Annotated in this window: 27 protein-coding genes; 18 read left to right on the forward strand and 9 right to left on the reverse strand. The window is 67.6% G+C overall.

Going from position 1 to position 25,489, the window contains the following annotated elements:
- Nucleotides 1–129 precede the first annotated feature (129 nt).
- A complete protein-coding gene (locus NO931_RS20170) occupies nucleotides 130–2,052 on the reverse strand; it encodes a beta-CASP ribonuclease aCPSF1 (RefSeq protein WP_256394161.1) in 1,923 nt (640 codons plus the stop codon).
- Nucleotides 2,053–2,382: 330 nt separating this feature from the next.
- On the opposite strand from NO931_RS20170, the gene NO931_RS20175 reads away from it, so the two are divergent.
- Nucleotides 2,383–2,883 carry a DUF7984 family protein gene (locus tag NO931_RS20175; protein WP_256394163.1) on the forward strand — a complete coding sequence of 167 codons (501 nt, stop codon included), beginning with the start codon at nucleotides 2,383–2,385 and terminating at the stop codon, nucleotides 2,881–2,883.
- 54 nt (nucleotides 2,884–2,937) lie between these two features.
- On the opposite strand, the gene NO931_RS20180 is transcribed toward NO931_RS20175, so the two are convergent.
- Nucleotides 2,938–4,155 carry a DUF7344 domain-containing protein gene (locus NO931_RS20180; RefSeq protein ID WP_256394164.1) on the reverse strand — a complete coding sequence of 406 codons (1,218 nt, stop codon included), beginning with the start codon at nucleotides 4,153–4,155 and terminating at the stop codon, nucleotides 2,938–2,940.
- 165 nt (nucleotides 4,156–4,320) lie between these two features.
- On the opposite strand from NO931_RS20180, the gene proS reads away from it, so the two are divergent.
- The gene (gene proS, locus NO931_RS20185) at nucleotides 4,321–5,772 is read left to right on the forward strand and encodes a proline--tRNA ligase (RefSeq protein WP_256394188.1); all 1,452 of its coding nucleotides are present in this window, start codon (nucleotides 4,321–4,323) and stop codon (nucleotides 5,770–5,772) included.
- A gap of 16 nt (nucleotides 5,773–5,788) precedes the next feature.
- Here the strand turns inward: proS and NO931_RS20190 are convergent, their stop codons facing one another.
- Nucleotides 5,789–6,667: an endonuclease III domain-containing protein gene (locus NO931_RS20190; protein ID WP_256394165.1), complete on the reverse strand. Its 879-nt coding sequence runs from the start codon at nucleotides 6,665–6,667 to the stop codon at nucleotides 5,789–5,791.
- Nucleotides 6,668–6,805: 138 nt separating this feature from the next.
- On the opposite strand from NO931_RS20190, the gene NO931_RS20195 reads away from it, so the two are divergent.
- The 6 genes from NO931_RS20195 (at nucleotide 6,806) to NO931_RS20220 (ending at nucleotide 11,217) form a co-directional block, all read left to right on the forward strand.
- Entirely contained in the window at nucleotides 6,806–7,189 is a 384-nt protein-coding gene (locus tag NO931_RS20195; RefSeq protein ID WP_256394166.1) for a translation initiation factor IF-5A, read from the forward strand.
- The gene (speB, locus tag NO931_RS20200; protein ID WP_256394167.1) at nucleotides 7,189–7,998 is read left to right on the forward strand and encodes an agmatinase; all 810 of its coding nucleotides are present in this window, start codon (nucleotides 7,189–7,191) and stop codon (nucleotides 7,996–7,998) included. The genes NO931_RS20195 and speB overlap by 1 nt, the downstream gene beginning before the upstream one ends.
- A gap of 53 nt (nucleotides 7,999–8,051) precedes the next feature.
- Complete coding sequence (locus NO931_RS20205) at nucleotides 8,052–8,585, forward strand: DUF2243 domain-containing protein (RefSeq protein WP_256394168.1); 534 nt, start codon at nucleotides 8,052–8,054, stop codon at nucleotides 8,583–8,585.
- 49 nt (nucleotides 8,586–8,634) lie between these two features.
- Nucleotides 8,635–9,402, forward strand: a complete 768-nt coding sequence (locus NO931_RS20210) for a Nif3-like dinuclear metal center hexameric protein (RefSeq protein ID WP_256394169.1) — start codon at nucleotides 8,635–8,637, stop codon at nucleotides 9,400–9,402.
- A 293-nt stretch (nucleotides 9,403–9,695) separates the two neighbouring features.
- A complete protein-coding gene (locus NO931_RS20215; RefSeq protein WP_256394170.1) occupies nucleotides 9,696–10,736 on the forward strand; it encodes a deoxyhypusine synthase in 1,041 nt (346 codons plus the stop codon).
- 82 nt (nucleotides 10,737–10,818) lie between these two features.
- Nucleotides 10,819–11,217, forward strand: a complete 399-nt coding sequence (locus tag NO931_RS20220; protein ID WP_256394171.1) for a DUF4112 domain-containing protein — start codon at nucleotides 10,819–10,821, stop codon at nucleotides 11,215–11,217.
- A 64-nt stretch (nucleotides 11,218–11,281) separates the two neighbouring features.
- Here NO931_RS20220 and NO931_RS20225 read toward each other — a convergent pair whose 3' ends face one another.
- Both NO931_RS20225 and NO931_RS20230 read right to left on the reverse strand, forming a co-directional pair.
- A complete protein-coding gene (locus tag NO931_RS20225) occupies nucleotides 11,282–11,695 on the reverse strand; it encodes a DUF371 domain-containing protein (protein ID WP_256394172.1) in 414 nt (137 codons plus the stop codon).
- A gap of 91 nt (nucleotides 11,696–11,786) precedes the next feature.
- Nucleotides 11,787–11,945, reverse strand: a complete 159-nt coding sequence (locus NO931_RS20230; RefSeq protein WP_256394173.1) for a hypothetical protein — start codon at nucleotides 11,943–11,945, stop codon at nucleotides 11,787–11,789.
- A 155-nt stretch (nucleotides 11,946–12,100) separates the two neighbouring features.
- On the opposite strand from NO931_RS20230, the gene NO931_RS20235 reads away from it, so the two are divergent.
- The 4 genes from NO931_RS20235 (at nucleotide 12,101) to NO931_RS20250 (ending at nucleotide 16,284) form a co-directional block, all read left to right on the forward strand.
- Nucleotides 12,101–13,951 (forward strand): glycoside hydrolase family 2 protein, encoded by a 1,851-nt coding sequence (locus NO931_RS20235; RefSeq protein WP_256394189.1) that lies wholly within the window; start codon nucleotides 12,101–12,103, stop codon nucleotides 13,949–13,951.
- A 438-nt stretch (nucleotides 13,952–14,389) separates the two neighbouring features.
- Nucleotides 14,390–15,286, forward strand: a complete 897-nt coding sequence (locus tag NO931_RS20240; RefSeq protein WP_256394174.1) for a coiled-coil protein — start codon at nucleotides 14,390–14,392, stop codon at nucleotides 15,284–15,286.
- Nucleotides 15,287–15,481: 195 nt separating this feature from the next.
- Entirely contained in the window at nucleotides 15,482–15,631 is a 150-nt protein-coding gene (locus tag NO931_RS20245) for a 50S ribosomal protein L40e (RefSeq protein ID WP_256394175.1), read from the forward strand.
- Nucleotides 15,632–15,663: 32 nt separating this feature from the next.
- Nucleotides 15,664–16,284: a DUF309 domain-containing protein gene (locus NO931_RS20250; RefSeq protein ID WP_256394176.1), complete on the forward strand. Its 621-nt coding sequence runs from the start codon at nucleotides 15,664–15,666 to the stop codon at nucleotides 16,282–16,284.
- A 72-nt stretch (nucleotides 16,285–16,356) separates the two neighbouring features.
- Here the strand turns inward: NO931_RS20250 and azf are convergent, their stop codons facing one another.
- A complete protein-coding gene (azf, locus tag NO931_RS20255; RefSeq protein ID WP_256394177.1) occupies nucleotides 16,357–17,130 on the reverse strand; it encodes an NAD-dependent glucose-6-phosphate dehydrogenase Azf in 774 nt (257 codons plus the stop codon).
- Between the two features lie 69 nt (nucleotides 17,131–17,199).
- On the opposite strand from azf, the gene NO931_RS20260 reads away from it, so the two are divergent.
- The 3 genes from NO931_RS20260 (at nucleotide 17,200) to NO931_RS20270 (ending at nucleotide 18,911) form a co-directional block, all read left to right on the forward strand.
- Nucleotides 17,200–17,553, forward strand: coding sequence for a dihydroneopterin aldolase family protein (locus NO931_RS20260; protein WP_256394178.1), 354 nt, complete (start codon nucleotides 17,200–17,202; stop codon nucleotides 17,551–17,553).
- A 109-nt stretch (nucleotides 17,554–17,662) separates the two neighbouring features.
- Nucleotides 17,663–18,217, forward strand: coding sequence for a metal-dependent hydrolase (locus NO931_RS20265; RefSeq protein ID WP_256394179.1), 555 nt, complete (start codon nucleotides 17,663–17,665; stop codon nucleotides 18,215–18,217).
- 199 nt (nucleotides 18,218–18,416) lie between these two features.
- Nucleotides 18,417–18,911 carry a DUF5790 family protein gene (locus NO931_RS20270; protein WP_256394180.1) on the forward strand — a complete coding sequence of 165 codons (495 nt, stop codon included), beginning with the start codon at nucleotides 18,417–18,419 and terminating at the stop codon, nucleotides 18,909–18,911.
- Between the two features lie 15 nt (nucleotides 18,912–18,926).
- Here NO931_RS20270 and NO931_RS20275 read toward each other — a convergent pair whose 3' ends face one another.
- Nucleotides 18,927–19,664 (reverse strand): creatininase family protein, encoded by a 738-nt coding sequence (locus tag NO931_RS20275; protein ID WP_256394181.1) that lies wholly within the window; start codon nucleotides 19,662–19,664, stop codon nucleotides 18,927–18,929.
- Nucleotides 19,665–19,748: 84 nt separating this feature from the next.
- Between NO931_RS20275 and NO931_RS20280 the strand changes: the two genes are divergently transcribed.
- From NO931_RS20280 to otsB, 3 genes are all read left to right on the forward strand, one after another.
- Nucleotides 19,749–20,114 (forward strand): DUF5789 family protein, encoded by a 366-nt coding sequence (locus NO931_RS20280; protein ID WP_256394182.1) that lies wholly within the window; start codon nucleotides 19,749–19,751, stop codon nucleotides 20,112–20,114.
- Nucleotides 20,115–20,281: 167 nt separating this feature from the next.
- Complete coding sequence (locus NO931_RS20285; RefSeq protein ID WP_256394183.1) at nucleotides 20,282–22,012, forward strand: alpha,alpha-trehalose-phosphate synthase (UDP-forming); 1,731 nt, start codon at nucleotides 20,282–20,284, stop codon at nucleotides 22,010–22,012.
- Nucleotides 22,013–22,017: 5 nt separating this feature from the next.
- A complete protein-coding gene (gene otsB, locus NO931_RS20290; protein WP_256394184.1) occupies nucleotides 22,018–22,878 on the forward strand; it encodes a trehalose-phosphatase in 861 nt (286 codons plus the stop codon).
- A gap of 45 nt (nucleotides 22,879–22,923) precedes the next feature.
- On the opposite strand, the gene NO931_RS20295 is transcribed toward otsB, so the two are convergent.
- Together NO931_RS20295 and NO931_RS20300 are read right to left on the reverse strand one after the other, a co-directional pair.
- Nucleotides 22,924–23,199 (reverse strand): hypothetical protein, encoded by a 276-nt coding sequence (locus tag NO931_RS20295; protein ID WP_256394185.1) that lies wholly within the window; start codon nucleotides 23,197–23,199, stop codon nucleotides 22,924–22,926.
- Nucleotides 23,200–23,397: 198 nt separating this feature from the next.
- The gene (locus NO931_RS20300; RefSeq protein ID WP_256394186.1) at nucleotides 23,398–25,341 is read right to left on the reverse strand and encodes an ABC transporter ATP-binding protein; all 1,944 of its coding nucleotides are present in this window, start codon (nucleotides 25,339–25,341) and stop codon (nucleotides 23,398–23,400) included.
- Nucleotides 25,342–25,489 lie beyond the last annotated feature (148 nt).

Here is a 25,489-nt window from a genome sequence, read left to right on the forward strand (position 1 = left end):
CCGGTACGTACGTCGATGCGGCCAAACTCGGCGGTGTCGAGTTCGGATGGAGAACGGAGCGCAGGCCGGAGGGTCAACAAAACGAATGTCAGACGGCCGTGCTGTACGTCCGTGCGTGTGCGGACGGGATCAGACGAACCGGAACGTCTCGAGGTTCTTCGGCGCGAACGTCCGCATGTTGTAGTCGTGGTACAGCGCCGAGGAGAGATCCTGCGTGGAGGACTCGTCACCGTGGACGCACAGCACCTTCTCCGGGCGCGGGTTCATCGTCTTGACGAAGTTCTCCAGGCCCTGCCGGTCGGCGTGGCCGGAGAAGCCGTCGACGGTCTCGACGTCCATGTTCAGCGAGAGCGTCGACTGGCGGCCGGTGTCGTCGTCGTCGATCGGAATCTCGTCCCAGCCGCTCTGGATCCGCCGTCCCAGGGTCCCCTGGGCCTGGTAGCCGACGAAGGTGAGCGTCGAATCCGGGTCGCTGCCGAGGTGACGCAGCCAGGACATGATCGGACCGCCCGTGACCATCCCCGAGGTCGAGAGGATGATGCAGGGCTCGCCGTCGGCGACCTCCTGTCGTTCCTCCTCGCCGCCGTCGATGTGGTTGAACTGGTCGGCGAGGAACGGGTTCTCGTCGTCGTGGAAGATCCGATCGCGGAGGTCGTCACGCAGGTACTCGGGGTAGGTCGTGTGGATCGCGGTCGCCTCCCAGATCATCCCGTCGAGGTGGACCGGCATCTCGGGGATGTCGCCCGAGCGCATCGCCTCTTCGAGGACGAGCATCATCTCCTGGGAGCGCCCGACGGCGAACGCCGGGATCAGCACTTTCCCGTCCTTCTCGTAGGTCTCCTTGATGACCTTCTTGAGGTTGCGCTCGGCGTCGTCCTGATCGGTCTGGTAGTCGTTGCGGCCGCCGTAGGTGGACTCGAGGACGAGCGTCTCCACGCGCGGGAAGTCGTTGACGGCGCCGTTGAACAGGCGCGTATCGTCGTAGTGGATGTCGCCCGAGAACGCGACGTTGTAGAGGCCGTCGCCGATGTGGAAGTGACAGACGGCCGAGCCGAGGATGTGGCCGGCGTTGTGCAGCGTGAGCTTGACGTCCGGCGCGATGTCGGTGACGTCGCCGTACTCCAGCGGGATGGTGTGCTTGATCGCCTCGCGGACCATCTCGGAGTCGTACGGCGGCGTTCGACCTTCCTTGGCGGCCACGTCGAGGTAGTCGAGCTGGAGCAGGCCCATCAGGTCGCGCGTGGGTTCGGTGGTGTAGATCGGCCCGTCGTAGCCGTACTTGAACAGGAGGGGAAGCAGCGCGGAGTGGTCGAGGTGGGCGTGGGTCAGCACGACGGCGTCGAGATTCGACGCGCCGGCGCCCAGCGCTTCGGGCACCTGAAGATACGGGACTTCGCCTTCGGCGCCGGGCTTGTCGCCGCAGTCGATGAGGATGCGCGTCTCGGGCGTCGAGAGGATGAAGGCGGCCCGTCCGACCTCGCGACAGCAGCCAAGCGTCGTGATGCGGACGTACTCCTCGTCGGACATCTCCTCGCGGTGGATCTGTCGGCCGACCCGCTCTAAGACGTCCCGTCGCTCGTCGCGTTCCTGCTTGAGGAAGTTCCGGACGTTCGAGACCGTCGAGGACTCGATCGGCGGCGTGCGAACGACCTCCGGCGTCCAGCCGACTTCCTTGGTGATCTCCCGGAGCGTCGAGCCGTGGCGGCCGATCACCATCCCGGGTTTCTCGGCTTCGATGACGACCTCGCCGGTGTCCTTGTGGAAATCCAGATCGGAGACGCCGGCGTCCTCGGGGACGACCGAGAGGATCTGCTCGCGGGCCTTGCGGGGTTCCGAAAGCACGTCGGGGTCCGGGCGGACCGTGATGCGCTTGCGGAGCTTGCTGGCCAGCTGGCGGATCAGATCGCCCTGCTGCGCGAACTCCTTGGGATCGCGCGTGTAGACGACCAGCTCCGGTCCCTCGTACTTTACTTCGGAGACGGAGATGTCGCTGGGAAGTTCGCTCGTGATCTCTGTACGCAACTCGTCGAGTTGTTGGTCAACGGAACTCATAGGTCATAGCGTCGCGGTAGCGTGGTGTCCCCCCGTCGGATGGCACGGACGACCGTCGGGCGGTCCCTCGGAACGGCGCCGAAGCGACAACACCGGGACTCCGGCGCGACGGCGACAGCGGCCGCACGACGACGCCGCCGCGCAACGTCTACGTGCCAGAGAGTACGCATACTGATCCTTCGGTATCAGGGTTCATCTCGCTTCGACCGGGAAATGGTCCAGGTCCGTGCGGGAGGATTCCAGGGAGAACCCGCTTGTTCGTCCGTATTAACTCCGCGTTATAAAAGTCTTCCCAATAACGGGTAAGGGAACGGGCACGTATCGCTCCGTATGCACGTTTCGCGCGCAGCCGTCGAACGGGAGTACGAGTGGGTCCGGAATCGCGAGGCGGCCGTCGATCTGCTCAACGACGTTCGCGTCGGCCTCTCGGCGGCGTTCGACACCGACGTCGACGGCGTCACCGCCGAGCAGTACCGCGCCGAGGTCGACGCCGTGTTCGCCGACGGCGACCTCGCGGTCAACGTCGCCGCGCTCGTCGCGCTTCTGCGAGACCTCGACGTCGAGGACGATTATCCGGGGTTCGTCGTCGACGAACTGCTCGGCAGACAGCTGGCAGCCGCGATCGCCGGCGGCCAGCCGTTCGGACTGCTCGCCGAGGCGACGTTTCACTACGCCGATGTCACGCACCACCCCGAGACCGGCGGCGCCGGCGCAGACGATCTGGACGCCGCGCTCGCCGCCGGCTTCCAGACGCGCCTGCCCGGCTGGAACTGGACCGAGGACGAGAGCCCCTTCGCGGTCGACGCCGCCGTTCGGCGCGCCGATCGGTGAGTGCGGCCGCGCGACGCCGCCGGGCACTACCGGAGTCGGTGACGGCGCGAACTCCTACTCGTACGTCGTCGCGAGGTAGTCGTCGATCTCGGCGACGAGGTCGTCGTCGTACGTCCAGAAGCCGAAGTACCGGTCGGGCTCGCGCTCCTCAGCGATCAGGGCACAGGAGTTCGACCCGTGGCCAGCAGGAGCGCTCGATCGCTCCGGGGAGGCAGTCACAGCGGTCCGGTCGGTCCCGGCGCCGTCGTCCCGAAATACGACGAACCAGACGCGGCCGATCTCGCTTCCCTCCGCCTCGTGAAGCCGGACGCCCTCGGTCGCCGGCGGCGTCCAGTCCGGTCGGCCGTACACGTGGACGTCGAGGTCGGTCTCGGCGCCGAAGCGCCGGTAGACCGGCAGCTGGTCGCGGTAGGCCGACAGCGACTGGAAGCCGGTCCTGAGCCGCCCCTCGCCCGTCCGCCAGGCGCGATCCTCGATCTCACGGGTCGTCGCCAGCAGCTCGCGCCGCGAGTCCGTACTAAAGGCGGTCTCCCGGAACAGCGACAGAAACTGGCGGTACGCGGGGCTGTCGCCGCGCTCGCCCCACGGCGGCGCCACCGTCGCCCGATCGGCATCGCGAAGCACGTCGAGACCGATCGACCCCAGCGCGACGCCGTCCTGCTGGACCAGCACGAACCCGTCGTCGGCGACCGCGGGCAAGGACTCGTGTCTGATCTCGACGTTCCGCGTCGAGAACTGCTCGACCAGCTCCTCGTGGGGATCGGGCGCGAATACGGTGATCGTCGTCGCGGTCCGCTCGACGTCTTCGACGAGTTCGCCCAGAGAGTCCAGCCGACCGGGCGCTCTGAGCGGCGGCAACTCCTCGGGGAGATCGACGGTCGCGGGGGCTTCGCTGCCCGCCCGCGCTTCGAGGTCGCTGGTCCTGTCGAGCAGGTCCGAAAGCGGCGTCGGCAGCTGCCGGGCGATCGCGTAGTTCATCTCGGCGTCGTAGTCGAGCAGGCCGGCGTCGTCGAGCGTCGGCAGGTGGTTGTGATGGAGTTCGAGTTCGAGTCGATCGTGATCCGCGCTGGTCGTCAGTCCCGCGTCGCTCTCGGCGCCGATCCAGCCCGAAACGACGCGCGCCAGCGTCGCCAGATCGGCGCCGTCGCGCTCCCGGAGGTAGTAGAGCACGTACCGGCGTCGAACGTCTGTCAGCGCGGCGAGCGCTGCCTGGGGAACGTCCTCGAGCGGATCCTCCGCGCTCGCTCGCCGGTCCTCCTCGTCGGCACCCATGATACGTTACCACACGAATCGGGAGCGGTTGACTCTTTCGACCGATCGAGCGGTGGTCGACAGGACCATCGACGACCCGAACGCGCCGCCGCGATCGATCGTTGCGTCCGACCGTATCGGTTCGTCTATTACCCCCGACGGACTCGTGTGGAACAACGGGACAGCATGAGCGAGCAAGAACTCGGTATCACGGAGAGCAAGGAGTACGCGACGGGCGACTGGTACGCGGAGGTCGTACAGAAGGCTGATCTGGCGGACTACGCGCCGATGGGCGGGTTCATCGTCACCAAGCCGCGGGGATACGCGCTCTGGGAGGCACTGCAGGAGAACCTCGACGGGTGGTTCAAGGACACGGGCGTCGACAACGCCTACTTCCCGATGTTCATCCCCGAGAGCTTCCTCGAACGGGAGAAAGACATCGTCGAGGGGTTCGACCCCGAAGTGGCGTGGGTCACCCAGGGCGGTCACGACGAACTCGAAGAGCGACTCGCGGTCCGCCCGACCAGCGAGAGCATCATCGCGCCGTTCATGGCCGACTGGGTGCGCAGCCACCGCGACCTGCCGCTACGGCTCAACCAGTGGTGTAGCGTCGTCCGGTGGGAGGCCACCGAGACGAAGCCGTTCTTCCGCACCAAGGAGTTCCTCTGGCAGGAGGGCCACACCGCCCACGAGAGCGAGGACGAGGCCTGGGACGAGACGATGCTCCGGCTCGACCAGTACGAGCGCCTGTTCGAGGACGTGCTGGCGATCCCGGTCATGCGCGGCCGCAAACCGCCCCACGACAAGTTCCCCGGCGCCCACACGACGACGACCGTCGAGGCACTGATGCCCGACGGCAAGTCCGTCCAGAGCGCGACCAGCCACTACCTCGGGACGAGCTTCGCCGAGGCGTTCGACATCACCTACACCGACGAGGACGAAGAGGAGGCGGTCGCTCACACCACCTCGTGGGGACTGTCGTGGCGCTCGCTCGGCGCGCTGATCATGACCCACAGCGACGAGCAGGGCCTCGTCGTTCCTCCTACTGTGGCGCCCACGCAGGTCGCGATCGTCCCGATCTGGCAGGAAGACACCAAAGACGAGGTCCTGGAGTACGCCGAGGAGATCGCCGACGAACTCGAAGCCGCCGGCGTCAGCGTCGACCTCGACGACCGCGACGAGCGCAACCCCGGGTTCAAGTTCAACGAGCACGAGCTCAACGGCGTCCCGGTGCGCTTCGAGATCGGTCCCCACGAGGTCGAGGACGAGGAGATCACGGTCGTCCACCGCCCCGACGGCGAGTCGATCGTCGAGGACCGCGAGGACATCGCCGAGACGGTCGAGGAACACTTCGACGACGTGTACGACAAGCTCTACGAGGCCGCCGAGGAGAACCTCGAAGAGAACGTGCGCGAGGCCGACAGCGCCGAGGAAATTCTCGGGACGATCGGCCAGCACCGCGGCTACGTCAAGGCGCCGTGGTGCGGCGACGAGGCCTGCGAGACCGCGATCAAGGAGAAGATCGCCGCCGAGATCGTGATGTGCCCGCTCGACCGGGACGTCGAGCCCGAGGCCGACGAGTGTGCGGTTTGTGAGGACGAGGCCCACGAGGTCGCGTACTTCGCGAAGTCGTACTGACGTTCTGCGGCTCGATTTACTTCTCGACGGTTTCGGCCGGATCGACGACAGTCCCGGCGTCGGCGTCGACGCCGACCCGATCGCACAGATCAGACATCGGACACTCGTCTAGGCCATCCAGACACGCGGGCTTGCGCGCCGAGCAGTACTCCCGCCCGAACTGGATGCTCGCGGTGTGGCCGAACCCGCACTTTTCTGGCGGCACGTCGCGCTCGATCGCTTCCCGAACGCCCTCGTGGTCGGCCTCGCGCGGCGCGACGCCGAGGCGACGGTAGATCCGATGGACGTGCGTGTCGACCGGAAAGACGCCCTCGCGCCCGCCCGCGAAGAGTAGTACACAATCGGCCGTTTTCGGACCGACGCCGCCAAAATCGAGCAGCGCGTCGCGGACTGCGGCGGGATCCTCTTCCCGAACGAAGGCGTCGAACGCCGCCGTCGAGCCGTACTCGTCGAGCACGCGCTCGGACACGGTCTGGATCACCTCCGACTTCCGGTTGTACAGTCCGGCCGGCCGGATCGTCGCCGCGAGTTCCTCGCGGTCGGCCGCCGAAAGCGCCGCGGCGAGATCGGCGTCCGGCGTCGGCTCGGCGTTTGCGTCACCAGCCTCGCCGTCGGCGTCCTGCGCCGTGGCGTCTTCCGGCGACGCGTACCGCTCCATCAGCGCGTCGTGGGCCGGCTGGCTCGCCACGTCGCTGGTGTTCTGGCTCAGGATCGTCCGGACGAGACACTCGAAGGCGTCGCGCCCGCCGTAGGCCTTCTGCCAGTACAACTCGCCGAGCCGGTCGACGACGGCTTCGGCGCGCGTGGTCGCCTCACCCGGTTCGAACGTCGACGCCGCGCCGCCGCCGGCCGCGCCGCCGCTGATGTTCTCTGCGGGTTCGGGGTCCTCGGACATGCGCGAGCGTTGGTCCGACAGCTACTTCAGCGGTCCGCTCCGCGAACGGTAAACGACCGAAGCCGGCCGTAGCTGTCCGGAATTCGACGCTCCGCGTTTCCAAACCGTTTATACACCCGCGGATAGTACACCGCGGGTATGGCGAAAGAGCAGAAGGAAGTGCGAGACCTTCAGGAAGGCAACTACGTGATGATGGACGAGGAACCGTGCAAGATCACCGCCTACAGCACGGCCAAGCCGGGCAAGCACGGCAGCGCCAAGGCCCGCATCGAGGGCAAGGGCGTCTTCGACGACCAGAAGCGTAGTCTCTCGCAGCCTGTGGACGCGAAGATCTGGGTCCCGATCATCAACCGCAAACAGGGCCAGGTCGTCAGCGTCGAGAGCGCCGACGTCGCGCAAGTGATGGACCTCGAAACGTACGAGACGATCTCGATCAAGACGCCCGGCGACGTCGACCTCTCGCCCGACGACGACATCGAGTACCTCGAGATGGAAGAGCAGCGCAAGATTCTGCAGGACTGATGTTTCCCGGTGCCGGCGCCGCTCGCGACGACGCGAACTACGTCGTCGTCGGGGCGCCGCTGGACGTCTCGACGACGTTCCAGCCCGGCACCAGGTTCGGCCCGGACCGCATCCGCCGGTTCTCCCGGACCTTCGACGACTACGATCGACGGACGGACGCGCACTTCTCTGACCTCTTCGTGCACGATCAGGGCGACGTCCGCGCGTGGGACGCCGCCGCCGAGTACCTCGACTATCTCGAAGGGGTCGTCACCGACGCGGTCTGGGACGACGCCGTGCCGCTCGTGCTGGGCGGCGAGCACACCGTCTCGATCGCGGGCGTCCGCGCGGTCGATCCCGACGCGTTCGTCTGTCTAGACGCCCACCTCGACCTCCGCGAGGCGTACGACGGCAACGAGCTGAGCCACGCGACCGTCACCCGCCACGCGCTCGACGTCGCCGACGAGGCGTTCGTGCTGGGCGCGCGAACGGGGAGCGAAGCCGAGTGGGAGCGCGCCGAGCGCGACGACGTGACCGTCGTGCCGCCGGAGGACGTCGGCGAGTGGTCGCCGCCGGACCGACTGGCCGAGCGGTCGGTGTATCTCAGCGTCGACGTCGACGCCGCCGATCCGTCGGTCGCCCCCGGAACGGGCACGACCGAGCCGTTCGGAGTAGAGAGCCGCGAGCTGCGCGACGTGGTTCGGGCGGTTGCGCCGCTCGCCGACGGCTTCGACGTCGTCGAGGTGAACGACCGCGACGACGGCCAGGCCGCGACGCTGGCCGGGAAGCTGCTCCGCGAGTTCGTGTTCTCGCACGCGGCCGACGCGTAGTCCCAACGTAGCGTGGGTCAACGGCTTTTGGTCGGACTGGGGTATCCGACCCTATGGAGAACACTTCGACGGAGACACGGGCTGTAACCGGCGCCAAAGCACGGCCCGTCGTCGCGGCCGGCGTCGCGCTGGGCCTCGGGTTCGGCGGCTTCTTCGACGGCATCGTCTTCCACCAGTTGCTCCAGTGGCACCACCTGCTGAGCCACCACTCGAACCCCGCGATCGCCGGCGATCTGCGGTTGAACGTGTTCGCCGACGGGCTCTTTCACGTCCTCGCGTACCTCGCGACGGCGATCGGGCTGGCGCTGCTGGTCCGCGCGGCGCGGCGGCCGGACGCCGTCGTGACGTGGCGCCTGCTGGGCGGGTCGCTGCTCGCTGGCTGGGGAATCTTTAATCTCCTCGAAGGGCTGATCAACCACCAGCTGCTGGGTATCCACCACGTCAACCCCGCCGGCCCCGGGCCGACGCTGCTGTGGGATCTGGCGTTTCTGGCCTGGGGTGCGGCGTTCCTGCTCGGCGGCGCCCTGATCGTCAGCCGGAGTCCGTCCGCGGGAACGGCGTCGAGCGGCCGGGCGGCGCTCGAATAGGGTGCGACGAACCGCAACGCACAATCGGACGGTGGCCAAATCATCGGGCATGGAACTCTCGGAACTCGTCGAGCGGTACGACGACCGGCTCGACACCGACGCCTACGCGGAGGTCGACGCCAGCGCGAACGGGTTGCAGGTCGGCCCCGAAGCGGCCGACGTCGAGCGCGTCGCCTTTGCCGTCGACGCCGGTCGCGCGACGATCGAGGACGCCGTCGACGCCGAGGCGGACGCGCTGGTCGTCCACCACGGCCTCTCGTGGGGCGGGATCGAGCGCGTGACCGGCACGGAGTACGGGCGAATCGCGCCGCTGATCGAGAACGACCTCGCGCTGTACGTCTCGCACCTGCCGCTGGACGGCCAGCAGGAACTCGGCAACGCGGCGGGGATCGCCGACCTGCTCGGACTGGTGGATCGAGTGCCGTTCGGCACCGTCGGCGGGGAGTACATCGGTCAGCGCGGCCGGGTCGACGAGCCGTTCGAGCCCGACGAACTGACGACCGGACTGCTCTCGCAGTTGGACACCGACGGCGAGGACGTCCGCGCGATGACGTTCGGCCCCGACGAGATCGAGGACATCGCGATCGTCACCGGCAGCGGCGTCGACTGGCTGGAGGACGCCGCCGCTGCCGGCGCGGACGCGCTGATCACCGGCGAGGGGAAACAGAAGGCGTACCACCTCGCCCGGGAGCTGGAGATCAACGTGTTTCTGGCGGGCCACTACGCCACGGAGACCTTCGGCGTCCGGTCGCTGCAGGAACTGGCCGGGGAGTGGGGTCTGGAGACGACGTTCATCAGCCATCCGACCGGGCTCTGAGGAGAGTTACGGCTGGAAGAGGGGCGAGCAGGCGACGCTTCCGGCCGCGGATCGACGTGGCATCGACCAGCCCCGCCGCGACGCGGTGCGTCGCACACCGGCCTACTCCTGCGTCGCGGCTAGCGAGTGGCGGATGGGGATTCTGGCCGCTCGCCGTGGTATAAACCTGTGCTGCAGTAGCTGGAGGTCAGAACAGCAACGACACCACCGCCTCGAAAGCCCCAGATTCTTCTACAGAAACAACCCATCGTAGGACCGTCGCGTTCAAATCGCTCGCACCGCGAGAGAGTCGTATGAGCGACGAGGACCACGAGAATCACGACGAGCACGCTGACGAGCACGAACAGCCCCCCCGTGAGGAGTTCGGCCACGACCCGATCGGGCACGCCGACGTGCGCGGCGGGATGTCGGTCGGCGAGCTCGTCGACCAGTACGGCGAAGCGGGCATCGGCGCGGCCGACCTCAACGCGGCCGTCGACATCTACGCGGAGATGCTCGGCGACGACGACGTGACGAACTTCTTCGGGCTGGCGGGCGCGATGGTGCCGACCGGGATGCGCAAGATCGTCGCCGACCTGATCCGGGACGGGCACATCGACGTGCTGGTGACGACCGGGGCGAACCTCACCCACGACGCGATCGAGGCGATCGGCGGCAAACACCACCACGGGCGCACCCACGGCGAGGGGACGATGCGCGAGCACGACGAGCAGCTGCGCGACGAGGGCGTCGACCGGATCTACAACGTCTACCTTCCCCAAGAGCATTTCGCGCTGTTCGAGGACCACCTGCGCTCGGAGGTGTTCTCCGAAGTCGAGGAGACCGTCAGCATCCAGCGACTCACCGAGGAACTCGGCCGGGCGAACGCCGAGGTCAACGAGCGCGAGGGGATCGAGGAGGGCGCCGGCGTCGCCGCCGCTGCCTACGAGAACGACGTACCGATCTACTGTCCGGCGATCCAGGACTCCGTGCTGGGGCTGCAGGCGTGGATGTACTCCCAGACGACCGACTTCGCGCTCGACGCGCTGGCCGACATGACGCCGCTGACCGATCGCGCGTTCGAGGCCGAGAAATCGGGCGCGATGGTGGTCGGCGGCGGCGTCCCGAAGAACTTCGTCCTCCAGACGATGCTGGTCGCACCCGACTCGTACGACTACGCCGTCCAGCTGACGATGGACGACGAGCAGACCGGCGGGCTCTCGGGCGCGACGCTCGAGGAGGCCCGCTCGTGGGGCAAGATCGAGAAAGCCGGCCGGAACGCCAGCGTCTACGCCGACGCCACGATCACCCTCCCGCTGGTCGTCGCCGCGGCGCGCGAACGGATCGGGGAGTAGGCTACGCGAGCGAATCGCAGCGCAGCAGCGAGCCAAACCACCTCGCCCGCGAGCCTAAACCGTTCGAGGGCGAACGTCAGGTATGAATCACCGAGTGACGGTCGACGAAGTCGAGGAAGAATTCGAGGAGGCGGTCGTGGGGGGTGCGGAAGGGGCGCTCAAGCGCATCGACGCCATCGGCACGCTGCTCGACGACGCGTTCCGAGTCCCCGGAACGGACATTCGGTTCGGCATCGACCCGATCGTCGGCATCCTGCCGATCGCCGGTGACTGGGCGACGGCGGTCGTCGGCGGGTACATCGTCGCCGAAGCGGTCAACCTCGGCGTCCCGAAGCACGTGATCGGTCGGATGCTGTTCAACATCGGACTCGACGCCACGGTCGGGATGATCCCGATCCTCGGGACGCTGTTCGACACGGCGTGGAAGGCCAACCGCCGGAACGTCGAGTTGGTGGAGAAACACGTCGACGCCGACGCGTAAGACCGGGTAGGACGACCTATTCGACGGACGGGAAGACTGCTTACTCGACGGACAGGCAAACGACTTACTCGACCGACAGCGTCAGCGTCGCGTCGGCGCCGTCGGCCAGCGCTTCGACGATCTCGCGGTCGACGCCGAGCGCGGGGCTGTCGGCGTCGATCATGACGGTGCGCTCGTCGACGTGGTCGCTCGTCCGGCCGACGGCGCTGCGCTCGCTCTCGAAGGAGAGATCGGGGTGGCCGCTGCCGGTGATTCGTTCGGTTCGGTCGCCGACCGCCAGCTCGGCGGTGATGGTGGCGTCGCGGTTCTGGCACGCTTCCACGAACTCGGCGTCGAAGTCGGCGGGCGCGCGGTCGGCCTCGATCGCGAGGATGCAGTCGCCGGCCGGTGTCAGGTAGTCGTCGGTCGTCACCTCGAACGTGCTCGTGTGTTCCGCGAGGACGTTCGGGTGACCCGTCGCTCGGATCACTTCTCTCATGGGCGGCGATTCTCGGTCGGGCGACTTGAGCGCACGCATCTCCGGTCGCGATCGAGGGTCGGAGGGGGCCGTCGCCGCGGGAGCCGCGAGCCTACTGGTTCTGGACGACCGTGATCGTCACGGCGCCGCAGTCGCACTCGTAGGCGCGGCGGACGCCGTGCTCGGTCTCCATCGCGAGCATCAGGTGGTCGTCGTCGAGCCGCCGGTCGCACCCCTCGCCCTCGCACGTGCTTGTGAGCCGTTCGAGCATACTTCGAGGTGCGTTCGATACGACCCTTAAACTGCGCCTTCCCCGGAGTGAAAGTGAAAGTAGTCGAATCGACGCCGCGTCGCGCCGACGGCCGGCGATCCCGGGACTGTCGAGAGTAAGACCTATTTCGGTCCCGTGCGGTGGAGTGGGTAGTGATGCTGGGCCAGTGGCTGGGGGCCGCGGTCGAACCGAGCGAGGACGACGCGCCGCCGGCAGTCGAGGATCCCCAACCCGTCGAGGTTCCCGGGCGGGCGGACGCGCTGGCGGGAGCCGACGCCGTCGCCTACCGGACGACGTTTCCCGACCCGCGCGAGGGCGAGGCGACCCGAGCGACGCTCGTCCTCGAAGGGCTCTACGCGCGGGCGCGCGTCTGGCACGACGGCGAGTTGCTCGGCGAGCACGACACCTACTTCGAACCCGCGCGCTTCGAGTTCGAGCCCTCGGCGGACAACGAGGTGATCGTCGAGTGTCGGCGGCCGACCGACGGCTTCGGCGGCGTCCACGAGACCGATCTGCTGCCAGAGACCGATCGCGTTCCGGGCATCTGGTGGGACGCCAGAATCGAAACCCACGGACCCGTCGCGCTCGTCGACCTCTCGGTGACGCCGACGCTCGGCGAAGAGCGGGCGACGATCGACGCCGAGTTGACGGTCGACGCCGCCGAGGCTGTCGACGATCGCGCGACGCTGTCGCTGCGTCCGAAGGGGTTCCGCGGCGGCGCCGCGATGGAACGGGCGCGCGTGCAAGCTGCATCCGGCGAGCGCGTGACGGTGACCAGACAGATCGAGGTCCGGGACCCGCAGTTCTGGTGGCCCCGCGGGCTGGGCTCACAGCACCGTTACGAGGTAACCGCGAAACTGGACGGCGCCGAGCGCTCGGCGACGACCGGCTTCTGCACCGTCGACCTCGACGACGACGGACTCGTGGTCAACGGGCAGCGAGCGCGGGCACGCGGGATCAACGTTCTCCCGAGCGACGATCCCGCGGCGGACGTCGCGGCCGTCGCCGATGCGAACGCGAATCTCGTTCGCGCACACGCGCACGTCCCCTCGCCGTCGTTCCGCGAGGCCTGCGACGAGGCCGGACTGCTGGTCTGGCAGGACCTCCCCCTGACCGGCGACGCCGACGTCGATCCCGGGCGGGGCGCCGAGCTGGCCGAGGCGCTGGTCGATACCTGTCGATCCAGCCCGAGCGTGGGGATCTACGGCGTCCGCGACGATCCGGAAGCTCCCTTCGAACAACCCCTCGGAAGCGGGAGAATCGCCCGTTCGCGGCTGCGCTGGCGCGCCTGGCGGACGAGCTACGATCGCTCGATCGACGACGAGATCGCCGCGTCGTTCGACACCGACCGCCCGGTCGTGCCCGTCACCGGCCCGCCGGGCACCGGGGCCGACGCCGCGACGCTGTACCCGGGATGGGACTACGGCCGGGCCGACGATGTCGACCGACTGGTCGACAGATATCCCGGCCTGGGCGACGTGGTCGCGGAGTTCGGCGCCGGATCGCTCGTCGACCGGGACGACGTGGAGCCGACGTCCGATCTCGCGGATCGCCTCGACGCCGACGATCCCGCGGCGACCCAGCGCGAGCAGGCGCGAACGCTCAAGCGCGTCGGCGAAGGACTGCGTCGCCGGGACGCCGACGTGCTCGCGTCGTTCGCGCTGCGGGACGCTCGACCGGCGGGCGGGATGGGCGTCCTCGACGCCGACGGGCACGAGAAGCCGGCTTACGAGGCGCTCGCGGACGCCTACGAACCCGTGCAGGCCGTGCTCGACGCCGAACCGAGTCCGGGCGCCGTCGGCGTCACGGTGGTCAACGACGCCGCAGATCCGGCCGAGGCGACCGTCGAGTGGACCGCCGGCGACCGCAGCGGATCGTTCGATACGACGGTCGACCCGCTCGACAGCGAGTCGGCCGGTGGGCTGAAGATCCCCGGAGGCGCCGACGAGGTCGTTCTCGAGGTGGCGGTCGACGGCGAGCGCGTTACGAACACCTACCGGCTGTAGCGTCGATCGCCGACGGGTCGACGCAGTGAAGCCGATCGCCGAAGCGGAGCGGATCAATCTCCTACGGCCGAGTCCACTCCGCAGAGCGAGTCAAATGTCCGGCGACGGCGTCTGCGCTCGTCCGAGACGCTCCTGCGTACCGGACGCCGATCCCCGGAACGCGCCGGCGTCCGCGGTCGAACGTTTATATATGTCTCTGGGTCCCTTGGGAATCCCTTACACGCCCCGTCAGGCCGCTTGCTAACTGTTTTCACGGGGTTGACGACCGGTACTTTTAAATTACAAGGCGCGTTAGTAACGGGTACCAGAACGCCACCGGCGTTCAGGCAGCATCGCTCGCAGACCAATGACAGGGGATCTTATCACCGAACCGTCGTCACACGTCGCGAGCTACTGCTGTCCCGCCGGTGCGGGTATGGCACAGAGGCTTGACTAACAATGGTAGAAGCACAAGAACTCGACGAAGCGGACAACGTCGAACTCACGGAAGACGACCTCGAGAACAAATCGAAAGGACAGCTCATCAAGCTCGCAGGGCAGCTGCGAGACCGACGAAACGAGCTGAACCAGCTGGCGTCCGAGCGCGCCTCCAAGCGGGACGACCTGAACGCGAAGACACGCGAGAAGGTCGACGAAGCCCAGGAACACCGCGAGCAGCGCGACGAGCTCAACGAGCAGGTCCAGGAGCACAAGGAGAGCCGCAACGAGCTCAACGCGGAGGCCAACGAGCTGTTCGACAAGGTCGAGGACATGAAGTCGGACATGGAGCTCGACGAGGGCAAGGACCTCGAGGAGCTCGAAGAGGAGATCGAGGAGCTGGAATTTAAACAGCAGACCGAGGTCCTCAGCACCGAAGACGAGCGCGAGCTCATCGAGAAGATCGAGGAGAAGCGCGAGGAGTACACCAACCGCAAGGAGAAACTCGACCAGAACGAGGAGCTCGACGATCTCGTCGAGGAGGCCGAGGAAGTGCGATCGGAGGCCAGCCAGCACCACCAGAAGGTGACCGAGCTCGCCGACAAGGCTCAGGAGCACCACAACCAGATGATCGAGGCCTATCGAGAGGCCGACGACATCCGCGACGACGCCGACGAGATGCACGAGCTGTTCGTGGAGGCCCAGGAGGCCGCCGACCGCCACCACGAGGACTTCGTCCGCGTCCAGAAGCGCCTGCGCGAACTCGACAAGGAAGAGGAAGAAGAGCGCAAGTCCGAGCGCGAGCAGGAGAAAGAGGAAGTCGAGCAGGAAGCCGAGGAGATCTACGAGCGGTTCAAGGACGGCGAGACCCTCGACACCGAGGACCTGATGAAGCTCCAGAAGGCCGGCCGTCTCTAACTAGTTAGCGCATTCTTCTGCGGTTTTACGACGAGCACGTAGCGACGGCGCCGTTCCGTACGATGGCTGGCGGCTGCCTCGAACGATGGCAGACGGCGTCCCGAGCGACTGTCGAGCGCCACCCCGAACCGCCGAGCGCCGCCGCCCGGTCGGGAAACCACCACGCTTAAACGAGCGAGCGGCCAACGGGCGGGTATGGCTACGTTCGAAAAAGCGGAGGGCCGGCTGCTCAACAAGATGATCTGCATGCGATGTAACGCGCGCAACGCCGCCGAGGCCGACCGCTGCCGGAAGTGCGGCTACGGGAACCTGCGTCCGAAGGCGAAGGAAGCCCGCAGCGCCTGACTATTTCCGTCTTCTCTCCGAACGCCCGCACGATGGAGTCCCGACTCCGCGCGGGCGTCGCCGCGTACAACGCCGGCTACCACCACGCGGCTCACGACGCCTGGGAAGAGTACTGGCTCGACCTCGAGCGCGGCACCGACGACGAGCGCCTGCTGCACGGGCTGATCCAGTTCACCGCCGCGGTCCACCACGCTCGCGGGCGCAACTGGGAGGGCGCGGTCGGGCTGGCCGAGAGCGCGGGCGAGTATCTCGCGGACCTCTCCGAGGACTACCGCGACGTGAACGTCGGGACGGCCCGATCGTTCCTCGCGACCCTCGCCGCGGATCCCGAAGTGATCGAGCGACGGCGTCCGCCGAAACTGCGCGTCGAAGGGCGAGCCGTCGAACTCGCCGATCTCGACGTCGACGCGGTCTGGATCGCGGCGCCGCTGCTCGCCGAGGCGATCGAGGGGTTCGACGAAGCCGTCGTCGAGCGGGCCGTCCGGTACGCCCGCGAGGACCTCGACGCGGGCGACGAAGGCAGCAAGTACGTCACGTTCCTGCTCGATTTCGTCGGCGACGCGGAAAATCGAGGGATCATCTACCAGCGGCTCGGTCAGCACGTCGATCGGCGGCGCTCACGGGAACAAGACGTCGAAGGGCTGTTCGACTGAGCGTCGCTACGAGAAGTTGTCGACGAGTCGAGAACGCATCGGGACGCCGACCGACGCCGCCGGACGCCGAACTCAGGCGTCCGGCTCGGCGACCCGTTCCTCGCCCTCGAAGTGCGCAGAGTTGTCTCGCGGTTCGTAGCCGAGCACGTCCTTCGCGCGATCGATCGAGTAGTACTTGCGGTCGTTGTCGGAGATGCCGTAGACGATCTCGTAATCGTAGTCGGCCCGAAGACAGCGGTCGAACAGGTGGGCACAATCCCGATAGGAGAGCCACATCGCCTGGCCGCGCTCGTAGTCGATCGGCGGGTGGCCCTCGGTGAGATTGCCGATGCGGACGCAGGCGACGTCGAGGCCGTGCTCGTCGTGGTAGTACCGGCCGAGCGTCTCGCCAGCGGCCTTGCTGACGCCGTAGAGATTCGTGGGGCGCGGGAGCTCGGTACCGTCGAGGCGCAGCTCGTGGTGGTCGCGGTACATCTCCGGCGTCCGCTCGTCGGTCTCGTAGGCGCCGACGGCGTGGTTCGAGGAAGCGAAGACGAACTTCTCGACGCCGGCGTCGACCGCGGCCTCGTAGACGGTCTTGGCGCCGTCGATGTTGTTCTCCAGCACGCTCGACCACGGCGCCTCGGGACGAGGGTCGCCGGCGAGGTGGATCACCGCGCCGACGCCCTCCATCGCCTCGCGAACGGCGTCGTAGTCGGTGACGTCGGCGACGACGTACTCTCCGGGATGGTCGCCGGTCGGCGGTTCGCGATCGAGGAGTCGCCACTCGTAGTCGTCCGCGATCCCGCCCAGGATGGCCTGTCCGACGCGCCCGCTCGCGCCGGTCAGCAGCACGGGGTCGTCCATTCACTCGCTCAGTGGACGAGGGGCGATAAGTACCATGCGATTTAGGACGCCAGGCCCCGATGAGCTGACATGGACGACGCAGACACGACGCCGACGATCGGCGAGCGAGCGTGTTTCGAGGCCGGGGTCAAGTTCGGCACGCTGTACCACCAGTTCGCGGGGACGCCGGTCAGCCCCGACAACGCGGCGAGTCTGGAACGGGCCATCGAGGAGTCGATCGAGAACCAGCCCCACTGCGTCGATGTGTCCGTCGACATCCTCGAAGACCGTCTCGACGCCGCGATCGACCACGGCTACACCGAGCTGACGGGCGAGTTCATGGAGGTCGAGATCGTCGTGGACTACGAGGGCACCGAGGTCGTCACCAGCATGGCGATGGAAGAGGGCTACCCGCTGATGCGCGTCGAGGAAGTGCGGCGGTAGGTGGAAGTGTCCCGTCGGTGTCCGTGCGTTCGACGGCCGGCCGCGAGCGCCGGCGATCAAGCTTTTAGGGCCCAGAGCTTTGCGGTCGCCGGCTGTGAGTTCGCCTACAATGGTAGACGTTATGGGACACGTGGCGATGGGGTTGCTGTGGGCGATTCCGGCATGGTTCATCTGGAATGACCGCGCCAGCCTGGCGTTCATCGGGATCGCGGCCGTGGCCGCGCTGCTCCCGGACATCGACCTGTTTCTCAGTCAGTGGTTCCCGGCGGCGATCCACCACCACGGCATCACGCACACGGTCGTCGCCGTCCTCGGCGCGAGCGTCGTCGCCGGCGCCATCACCGCCGCAGCGTTCGCCGGGCCGTTCGAGCGCTGGACCCGCGGCGAACGGTTCGACAAGCGTAGCGCGTTCGTGTTCGCGGCCGTGGCGTACGCGGTGGGCGGGCTGAGCCACATCTTCGCGGACATGCTCTCGGCGCCGGACCTTTCCACGCCGATCGAGCCGCTCTGGCCGTTCATCCGGCAGTCGTGGGGGCTCGACCTGATCTGGTACAACTCGCCGTGGTGGAACATCGGGCTCCTGGCCGTCGCGCTGACGATCCACGGGGCGATCGCCGTCGCCGCGGACCCGCTGGATCATCCCTATCGGCTCGGAGAGGCGTAGACGAGCGCGTCGCCGGGGTGCGGGTCGCAGCGCGGCGCGCCGACGCCGCCGACCGGACGACGAGTGTTCGACGACACTACCTTCGTTTCGGATCGTTCCCGCGACGGAAGCCCGAACCGGTTTCTGGATCGCTCTCGGAGGAGATTTCACTTTCACTTTCGGGCGACTTTTTAACCATGGGCGGGTCGAAGGACGTGGTATGAGCCAGTCGACGCTCGACGACGACGAACTGTTCGGCGAGGCCGCAAGCGAGATGCGCGAGGACGTCGAGGCGTCGCTCGACGACGCCCGCGCCGCGCTCCCAGACAGCGAGGCCGTCTGGGACGCCGAGGCCGACAACGTGCTCGGCGTGCTCAACGGGCTGCGCTCGGCGCTCGACGTCGAGGACGCCGCCGACGAGCTACGCGACGCCAAGAAGTGGTTCACGATGGGCCAGCGCGCCGACGCGTTCGACGACGCCGACGACCTCGAAGCGTCCATCGAGGAAGTCGAGGAGACGATCGAGACGATCGAGGAGGCCCACGAGCAGGTCGGCGACCTCACGGCGACGATTCCCGACCTCCGCGGAACGCTCGACGAGGCCGCCGAGTCGACCGACGACGAGGATGCCGCCGATGCCGACGCGGACGCCGACGCCGACGCGGACGCCGACGCCGATGCGGACGCCGACGCCGAGGAAGCCGAAGCGGAGTGACGACGCCGCCCCGACTCAGCGCCGGTCGGGCCGACTCACGTCCCGCGTTTCGATCGCGTCGAGCAGCGCCGCCAGCGCGTCGGCCGCGAGGTCCAGCAGTTCTTCGCCGCGTTCCGCGTCCCCCTCGTCGGGGTCGCCGACGACGCCGTTTTCCGAGAACTCCGCCGAGTCGAAGGCGAGGTTGACGCCGCTGACCCACTCGCCCCAGCCGTCGCTGGCGCCCTCGCGCGCCTCGTCGATCCGATCCTCGCGGACGAGTTCTGGCGCCACGGCGCGCAGCACCGCGGTCTCCAGCGGGCCGCCGTGGCCCATGTCAGCGGCGTGGTCGCCGACCGAATCGAACCAGGTGAACGGCACCGCGTAGGCGTCGTCCCGGCGGACGATCCGGCCCGCGACCTCCCGGAGCGCGTCGACGTTGCCGCCGTGGCCGTTGACCAGCACGACCCGGTCCCAGCCGTGGTCGGCGAGGCTGTCGACCGTCTCGCGGACGTACGAGCGAAACGTCTCCTCAGAGACCCACAGCGTGCCGGGGAACTGGCGGTGTTCCTCGGCGACGCCGACCGGGATCGCCGGCGCGACGACGACCTCGCCGTCGTAGCGCTCGACGCCGGCTTCCGCGACCGCTTCGGCCGTCAGGACGTCGGTCCCCAGCGGGGCGTGGGGGCCGTGCTGTTCGGTGCTGCCGACCGGCAGGACCGCCAGATCCGTCCCGGCGTCGGCGGCGTCCGTCCAGGTTCGTTCGCTGAGGTGCACGTCAGGAGCCTGGCGCGGCGGCGATAAATATGTGGGGCCAACGGGTTTGTGTGGCCCCGGCGTCACTCCCACTGGGAGATTCCAATGTCAGACGACACCGACACCGACGGGGGCGACAGTCGCGAGATGGGCGTCGAGTTCGGTGGCCTCGACGACGAACTCGACGAGAAGTCCTACCCGGTGACGACCGAGGAACTGCTCGACGACCACGGCGACGCCGAACTCTCGTACGAGGGGGGAAGTACCACGCTGTCGGAGCTGCTCGAACCGATGGGCGACCAGGAGTTCGACTCGAAAAACGATGTCCAGCAGGCCGCGCTCAACATGGTCGGCGACGACGCGATCGGGCGCAAGAACTACAGCGACCGGACGCCGCCGGCGACCGGGGAAGACCGCCAAGAGGAGGGTGCGCCGGGCCAGGACACCGGCTCCGATCAGGAGTCGCTCTGACGATCGCTCGTACGGCGAGGCCGGTAAGCAGCAGTTATCGGCCACTCGATCCCAGCGGCGTCCGGACTCGAACGCGGGTAGGCGGCCGCTAATCGCGTGCAGTGACGGCCGAACGGTCGTGAACGGTGGGACGGCTTTTCCCCCGACCGACTCAATCGGCGAGGGGAGTGGGACATGACGAACGCACCGATCGGACCGGACGGACGGTCGAAGCGTCGCCGACGCGCGGGGAACAGAGAGCGGACGGTGCCGTGCGCGTCTCGGAGTCAGCGGCCGATGCCGCCAGCATCCCGGATCGCTCGCGGGGGTGGCCGATCGTGACGCCCGACGAGCAGGGCGAAAACGGCGACCCCGACGGCGGATCGGACGGAAACGACGACCCCGGCGGCGACGCCGACTCGAAGACGGCGGCCACCGAGGCCGCGGCGTCGTTTCTGGACGGACGCAGTCCGGTCGTGATCTCGAACCGCCAGCCCTACAGTCACGAGTACGAGGACGACGAGATCGTCGTCAACCGGCCCGCCGGCGGGCTGACCGCCGCGCTCGACCCCGTGATGCAGACGGTCGAGGGGACCTGGGTCGCGTGGGGGAGCGGCGAGGCCGACCGCGTCGTCGCCGACGACGACGTCGTCGCCGTGCCGCCCGACGATCCGAGCTACGACCTGCGGCGGGTCTGGCTCGACGAGGATCAGGTCGACGGCTACTACTACGGCTACAGCAACCAGGCGCTGTGGCCGCTCTCGCACTCGGACACGACGCGAGCGACGTTCTCGCAGAGCGATTGGGAGTGCTACCGGCGGGTCAACGAGCTGTTCGCCGAAGCCGCCGTCGAGGCCAGCGAGGGCGACACTCCGGTGCTGTGGTTCCAGGACTACCACTTCGGGCTGGCGCCCCGGATGGCCCGCGAGCGCCTCGACGACGCCTTCATCATGCAGTTCTGGCACCTGCCGTGGCCGGGCTGGGACGTGTTCCGCGCGTGCCCGCAGGCCGACGACCTCCTCGACGGCCTGCTCGCGAACGACGTGCTGGGCTTTCACACGGAGGCGTACTGCCAGCACTTCCTCGACACCGTCGACGCGCTGACCGATCTCGACGTCGACCGCGAGACGCGAAGCGTCCGACACGGCGACCGGCGCACGTACGTCCGGCCGTTCGGCATCGGCATCGACGCCGCGTCCCAGGCCGACGCCGCCGCCACCGACGAGGCCGAGGAGTTCTGGGAGACGTTCACCAGCGGTCACGGGATCGACGGCGACCAGCAGGTCGCGGTCGGCGTCGACCGGCTGGACTACACCAAGGGGATCGTCGAGCGCCTCGAAGCGCTGGAACACTTCTGGGAGACGCGTCCGGAGTGGCGCGGCGAGCTCACCTACGTCCAGAAGGGCGCCGAGAGCCGAAGCCGGATCCCAGCCTACCGGAAGATCCAGGAGCGCGTCGAGGCGAAGGTCGCCGACGTCAACGCACGGTTCGGAACGACCGACTGGCAGCCGATCGTCTACACCACGGAGATGCTCTCGGGCGAGGAGCTGGCGGGGCTGTACCGCGGCGCCGACATCTGCCTGGTCACGTCGCTGCGTGACGGGATGAACCTCGTCTCGAAGGAGTTCGCGGCCGCCCAGCTCGACGAGGACGGCGTGCTGGTGCTCTCGGAGCTCGCGGGGTCGAGCGGCGAGCTCGGGGAGAACGCGCTGCTGATCCACCCCGCCGACACGCCGGGCGTCGCCGACGCGATCGAGGCGGCGCTGACGATGCCCGACGACGAGCGCGCCGAGCGGATGCGCGCGCTCCGCGAGCAGGTGCTCGACGCCGACGTGTTCGACTGGATCGCGCGCCAGTTCCGGACCGCCGAGCGGATCGAGAGCTCCCGGAACCAGCAGGAGTCGACCGTCGAATCCTGACCGCCATGGAGAACTCCGACCGGGACCCGGCCGACTCCCCCGAACTCGCACCGGTGCTGGAGGATCTCGAAGCGCGGCTTCGCACCGCCGAGGGACTGCTCTTTCTTCTCGATTTCGACGGGACGCTCGCGCCCATCGTCGAGGACCCCGCCGCGGCGGCGCCGCTCGACGGCGTCCCCGAGCTCTTGGGCGAACTCCGCGACGCCGACCGGGTCGCCGTCGGGCTGGTCAGCGGTCGCGCGCTGGCCGACCTGCGAGAGCGCGCCGGCGTCTCCGGCGTCCACTTCGCCGGCAATCACGGGCTGGAGCTACAGGAACCGCCGGAAGAGGAAGGTGATGCGGAGCCCGAGATCGAGGTCCACCCGGACGCGGAGTCCGCGGCCGACGCCATCGGGTCGGTGGCCGCGGACGTCGCAGAACGTCTGGAAGGGATCGAGGGACCCCGCGTCGAGGACAAGCGCGTCACCGCGACGGTCCACTACCGCAGCGCCGACGAGGACGCCGTCCCAACGGTCGAGCAGGCCGTCCGCGAGGCCGTCGACGACGCCGACGCCGACCTGCGAATCACGTCCGGAAAGAAGATCTTCGAGATCCGACCGGACGTGGATTGGGACAAGGGCGCCGCCGTGGAGTGGCTTCGCGACCGGCTCGTTCCCGAGGGCGACGACTGGCTCGCCGTCTACGTCGGCGACGACGTCACCGACGAGGACGCGTTCCGAGAACTCGACGACGGCGTCGGGATCGCCGTCGGGCGCGAGGAGACCGACGCCGACCACGTGATCCCCGATCCCGACGCGGCGCGCGCGCTGACGCGCTGGGTCGCCGGGCCGGGGCGGCGTCACCTCGCGGGCGACGGTGAGGAGTAGTCCCGAGTTCCCGACTACTGTCTCTCTATCGGGGTTTCCGAGAGGTTATTCTCCGGGAGGACGCTTCGTCACTTCGAATCGAACGTCTCCGTCTTCATTCAGATGCCGGACCGTCGTTTCGTGGGGTACCCCATCTGCGAACTGCGCATCCACTTCGTAGGGAATGTTGGGAATGATATCGTGGACGAAGTGACGGTTGAGCTCGCGCGGTGCGACCTCGATCTCTAGATAACCGCGGTTAAAATCGACCATCGCCGGGAGTACCTCCTGCCCACCGCCGACGACCACTCCGCTTATTTCGACCCGGTTCTCGGACTCCACGTACGATATCTCGGAGTCGTCTTCGGAAGGTGGTGGCCGCTCGGGAGGGGCCCGGTTGTAAGGGCGAGTGAACGACCACTCCTGAAGCGAGACCGAAGGCATGCGTTCATCTACGTTGCATCGTACAAAATAGTGTCCGGGAAGTGAACTCGTCTCACTTCTCCCTGGGAAACGCACCGTGGGTCGAACACCCGGCGTTCAGTCGTCGTCGCCGTCGACTTCGGTGCGGGCCTGCCGTCGGGCCGCGCGCTGGACGAACTCCTCGGGCAACTCGTCGATCTCGCCGGCCTGAACGCCCCAGAGGTGGGCGTACAGCCCGCCGTTGGCGAGCAGGTCGTCGTGACGCCCGCGCTCGACGATCTCGCCCCCTTCGAGGACGACGATCTCGTCGGCGTCCTTGATCGTCGAGAGCCGGTGGGCGATCGAGAACGTGGTCCGGTCCTCGGTGAGCTTGTCGAGGCTGCGCTGGATCAGCATCTCCGTCTCGGTGTCGACGTCGCTGGTCGCCTCGTCGAGCACGAGAATCTCGGGGTCCCGGAGCACTGCGCGGGCGATCGAGATGCGCTGACGCTGCCCGCCCGAGAGCTTGACGCCGCGCTCGCCCACCTCGGTGTCGTAGCCTTCGGGCAGGTTCTGGATGAACTCGTGGGCCTCGGCGGCCTTCGCGGCCTCGATCACCGCCTCTCGGTCGGCATCGAACGTGCCGTACGTGATGTTCTCGGCGACGGTGCCGTAGAACAGGAACGTGTCCTGACTGACGTAGCCGATCGACTCGCGCAGACTCGGCAGCGTCACGTCGCGCACGTCGGTGCCGTCGATCCGGATCGCGCCCTCGTCGACGTCGTACAGGCGCATCAGGAGCTTCAGGATCGTCGACTTGCCCGCGCCGGTCGGCCCGACGAGCGCGAGCGTCTCGCCGCCCTCGACGTCGAAGCTGACGTCCTCGACGATCGTCTCGCTCTCGTCGTAGCCGAACGTCACGTCGTCGTACTCGACACGTCCTTCCTCGACGACCAGTTCCTCGGCGTCGGGATTCTCCGCGATGCGGGCCGGCTCGTCCATCAGCCCGAAGATACGGGCGCTGGAGGCTCTGGCGCGCTGGTACATGTTGATGATCTGCCCGAACTGGGCCATCGGCCAGATGAACCGCTGGGTGAGCAGGATGAACGTGACGAACTCGCCCGACGTCAGCGAGATCGTGAAGATCCACGGCGCCTCGCCGCCCTCGCCCGCGAGCACCCAGAGCCCGCCGACGAGGAAAGTGGCGACGAAGCCGATCCCCGCGAGGATCCGCAGGCCGGGGAAGAACTTGATCCGGGTGCCGATCGCGTCCCAGTTGGCGTCGAAGTAGTCCTGCGAGACGTCCTCGACGCGGTCGGACTCGTAGGTTTCGGTGTTCGAGGACTTGATGACCGTGATGCCGCCGAGGTTGTTCTCCAGCCGGGAGTTGACGTTACCGACCGTCGACCGGACCTCCTTGTACTTGGGCTGGATGATCTGGATGAACTTGTAGGTAAAGAGGCCGATCAGCGGGACCGGGAGCAGTGCGACGAGCGCGAGTTGCCAGTTGAGGTAAAACAGGACGCCCGCGATTCCCAGCACCATCACGAGCAGCCGGAACATCGAGTTCATCCCGTCGTTGAGAAATCGCTCCAACCGGTTGACGTCGTTCGAGAGGATCGACATCATCTCGCCGGTCTGCTTGTCGGCGAAGAAGTCCATGTTGAGCCGCTGCATCTTGTCGTACGTGTCGGTCCGGACGTCGTGCTGGATGTTCTGGGCGAAGTCGTTGAATCCCCAGTTTCGCACCCAGTGAAAGCCCGCAGCGGTGAAAAACGCGCCCGCGATCAGCGCGACGGTGAGGACCAACTGGCCCTGCTGGTCGGCCGGAATCACGCTGTCGGGCACGAACCAGATGCTGGAAAACTGCTTGTTCTGTTCGAAGATGGCGTCGAGCGCGAACCCAAGCAGGATCGGCGGCACGAGATCTAACAGCCGGGCGAACACGCTGCCGACGATCCCGACGGTCGCCGAGAACTTGTAGTCCCCACCGTACGCGCGGAACAGCCGGCGCATCGGGTTCTCGACCTGCTCCCGCTGCTCCTCGAAGGGATCGTCCTCGTCGAGATCGACGCCGCTCATGACCCTCTCCTAGCGGACAGCGGCGGTGTTCAGATAAGGATTGAAGGGTGAGGCGTAGCGTTTTCAAAGTGATCTATGCCCGAAAACGCACGCCTCAGTGGTAGTATCGACCGAATCGAGTTAGGTTTTATGGAGCGAGAGGCAACAC

The sequence above is a fragment of the Natronoarchaeum rubrum genome (assembly GCF_024494695.1).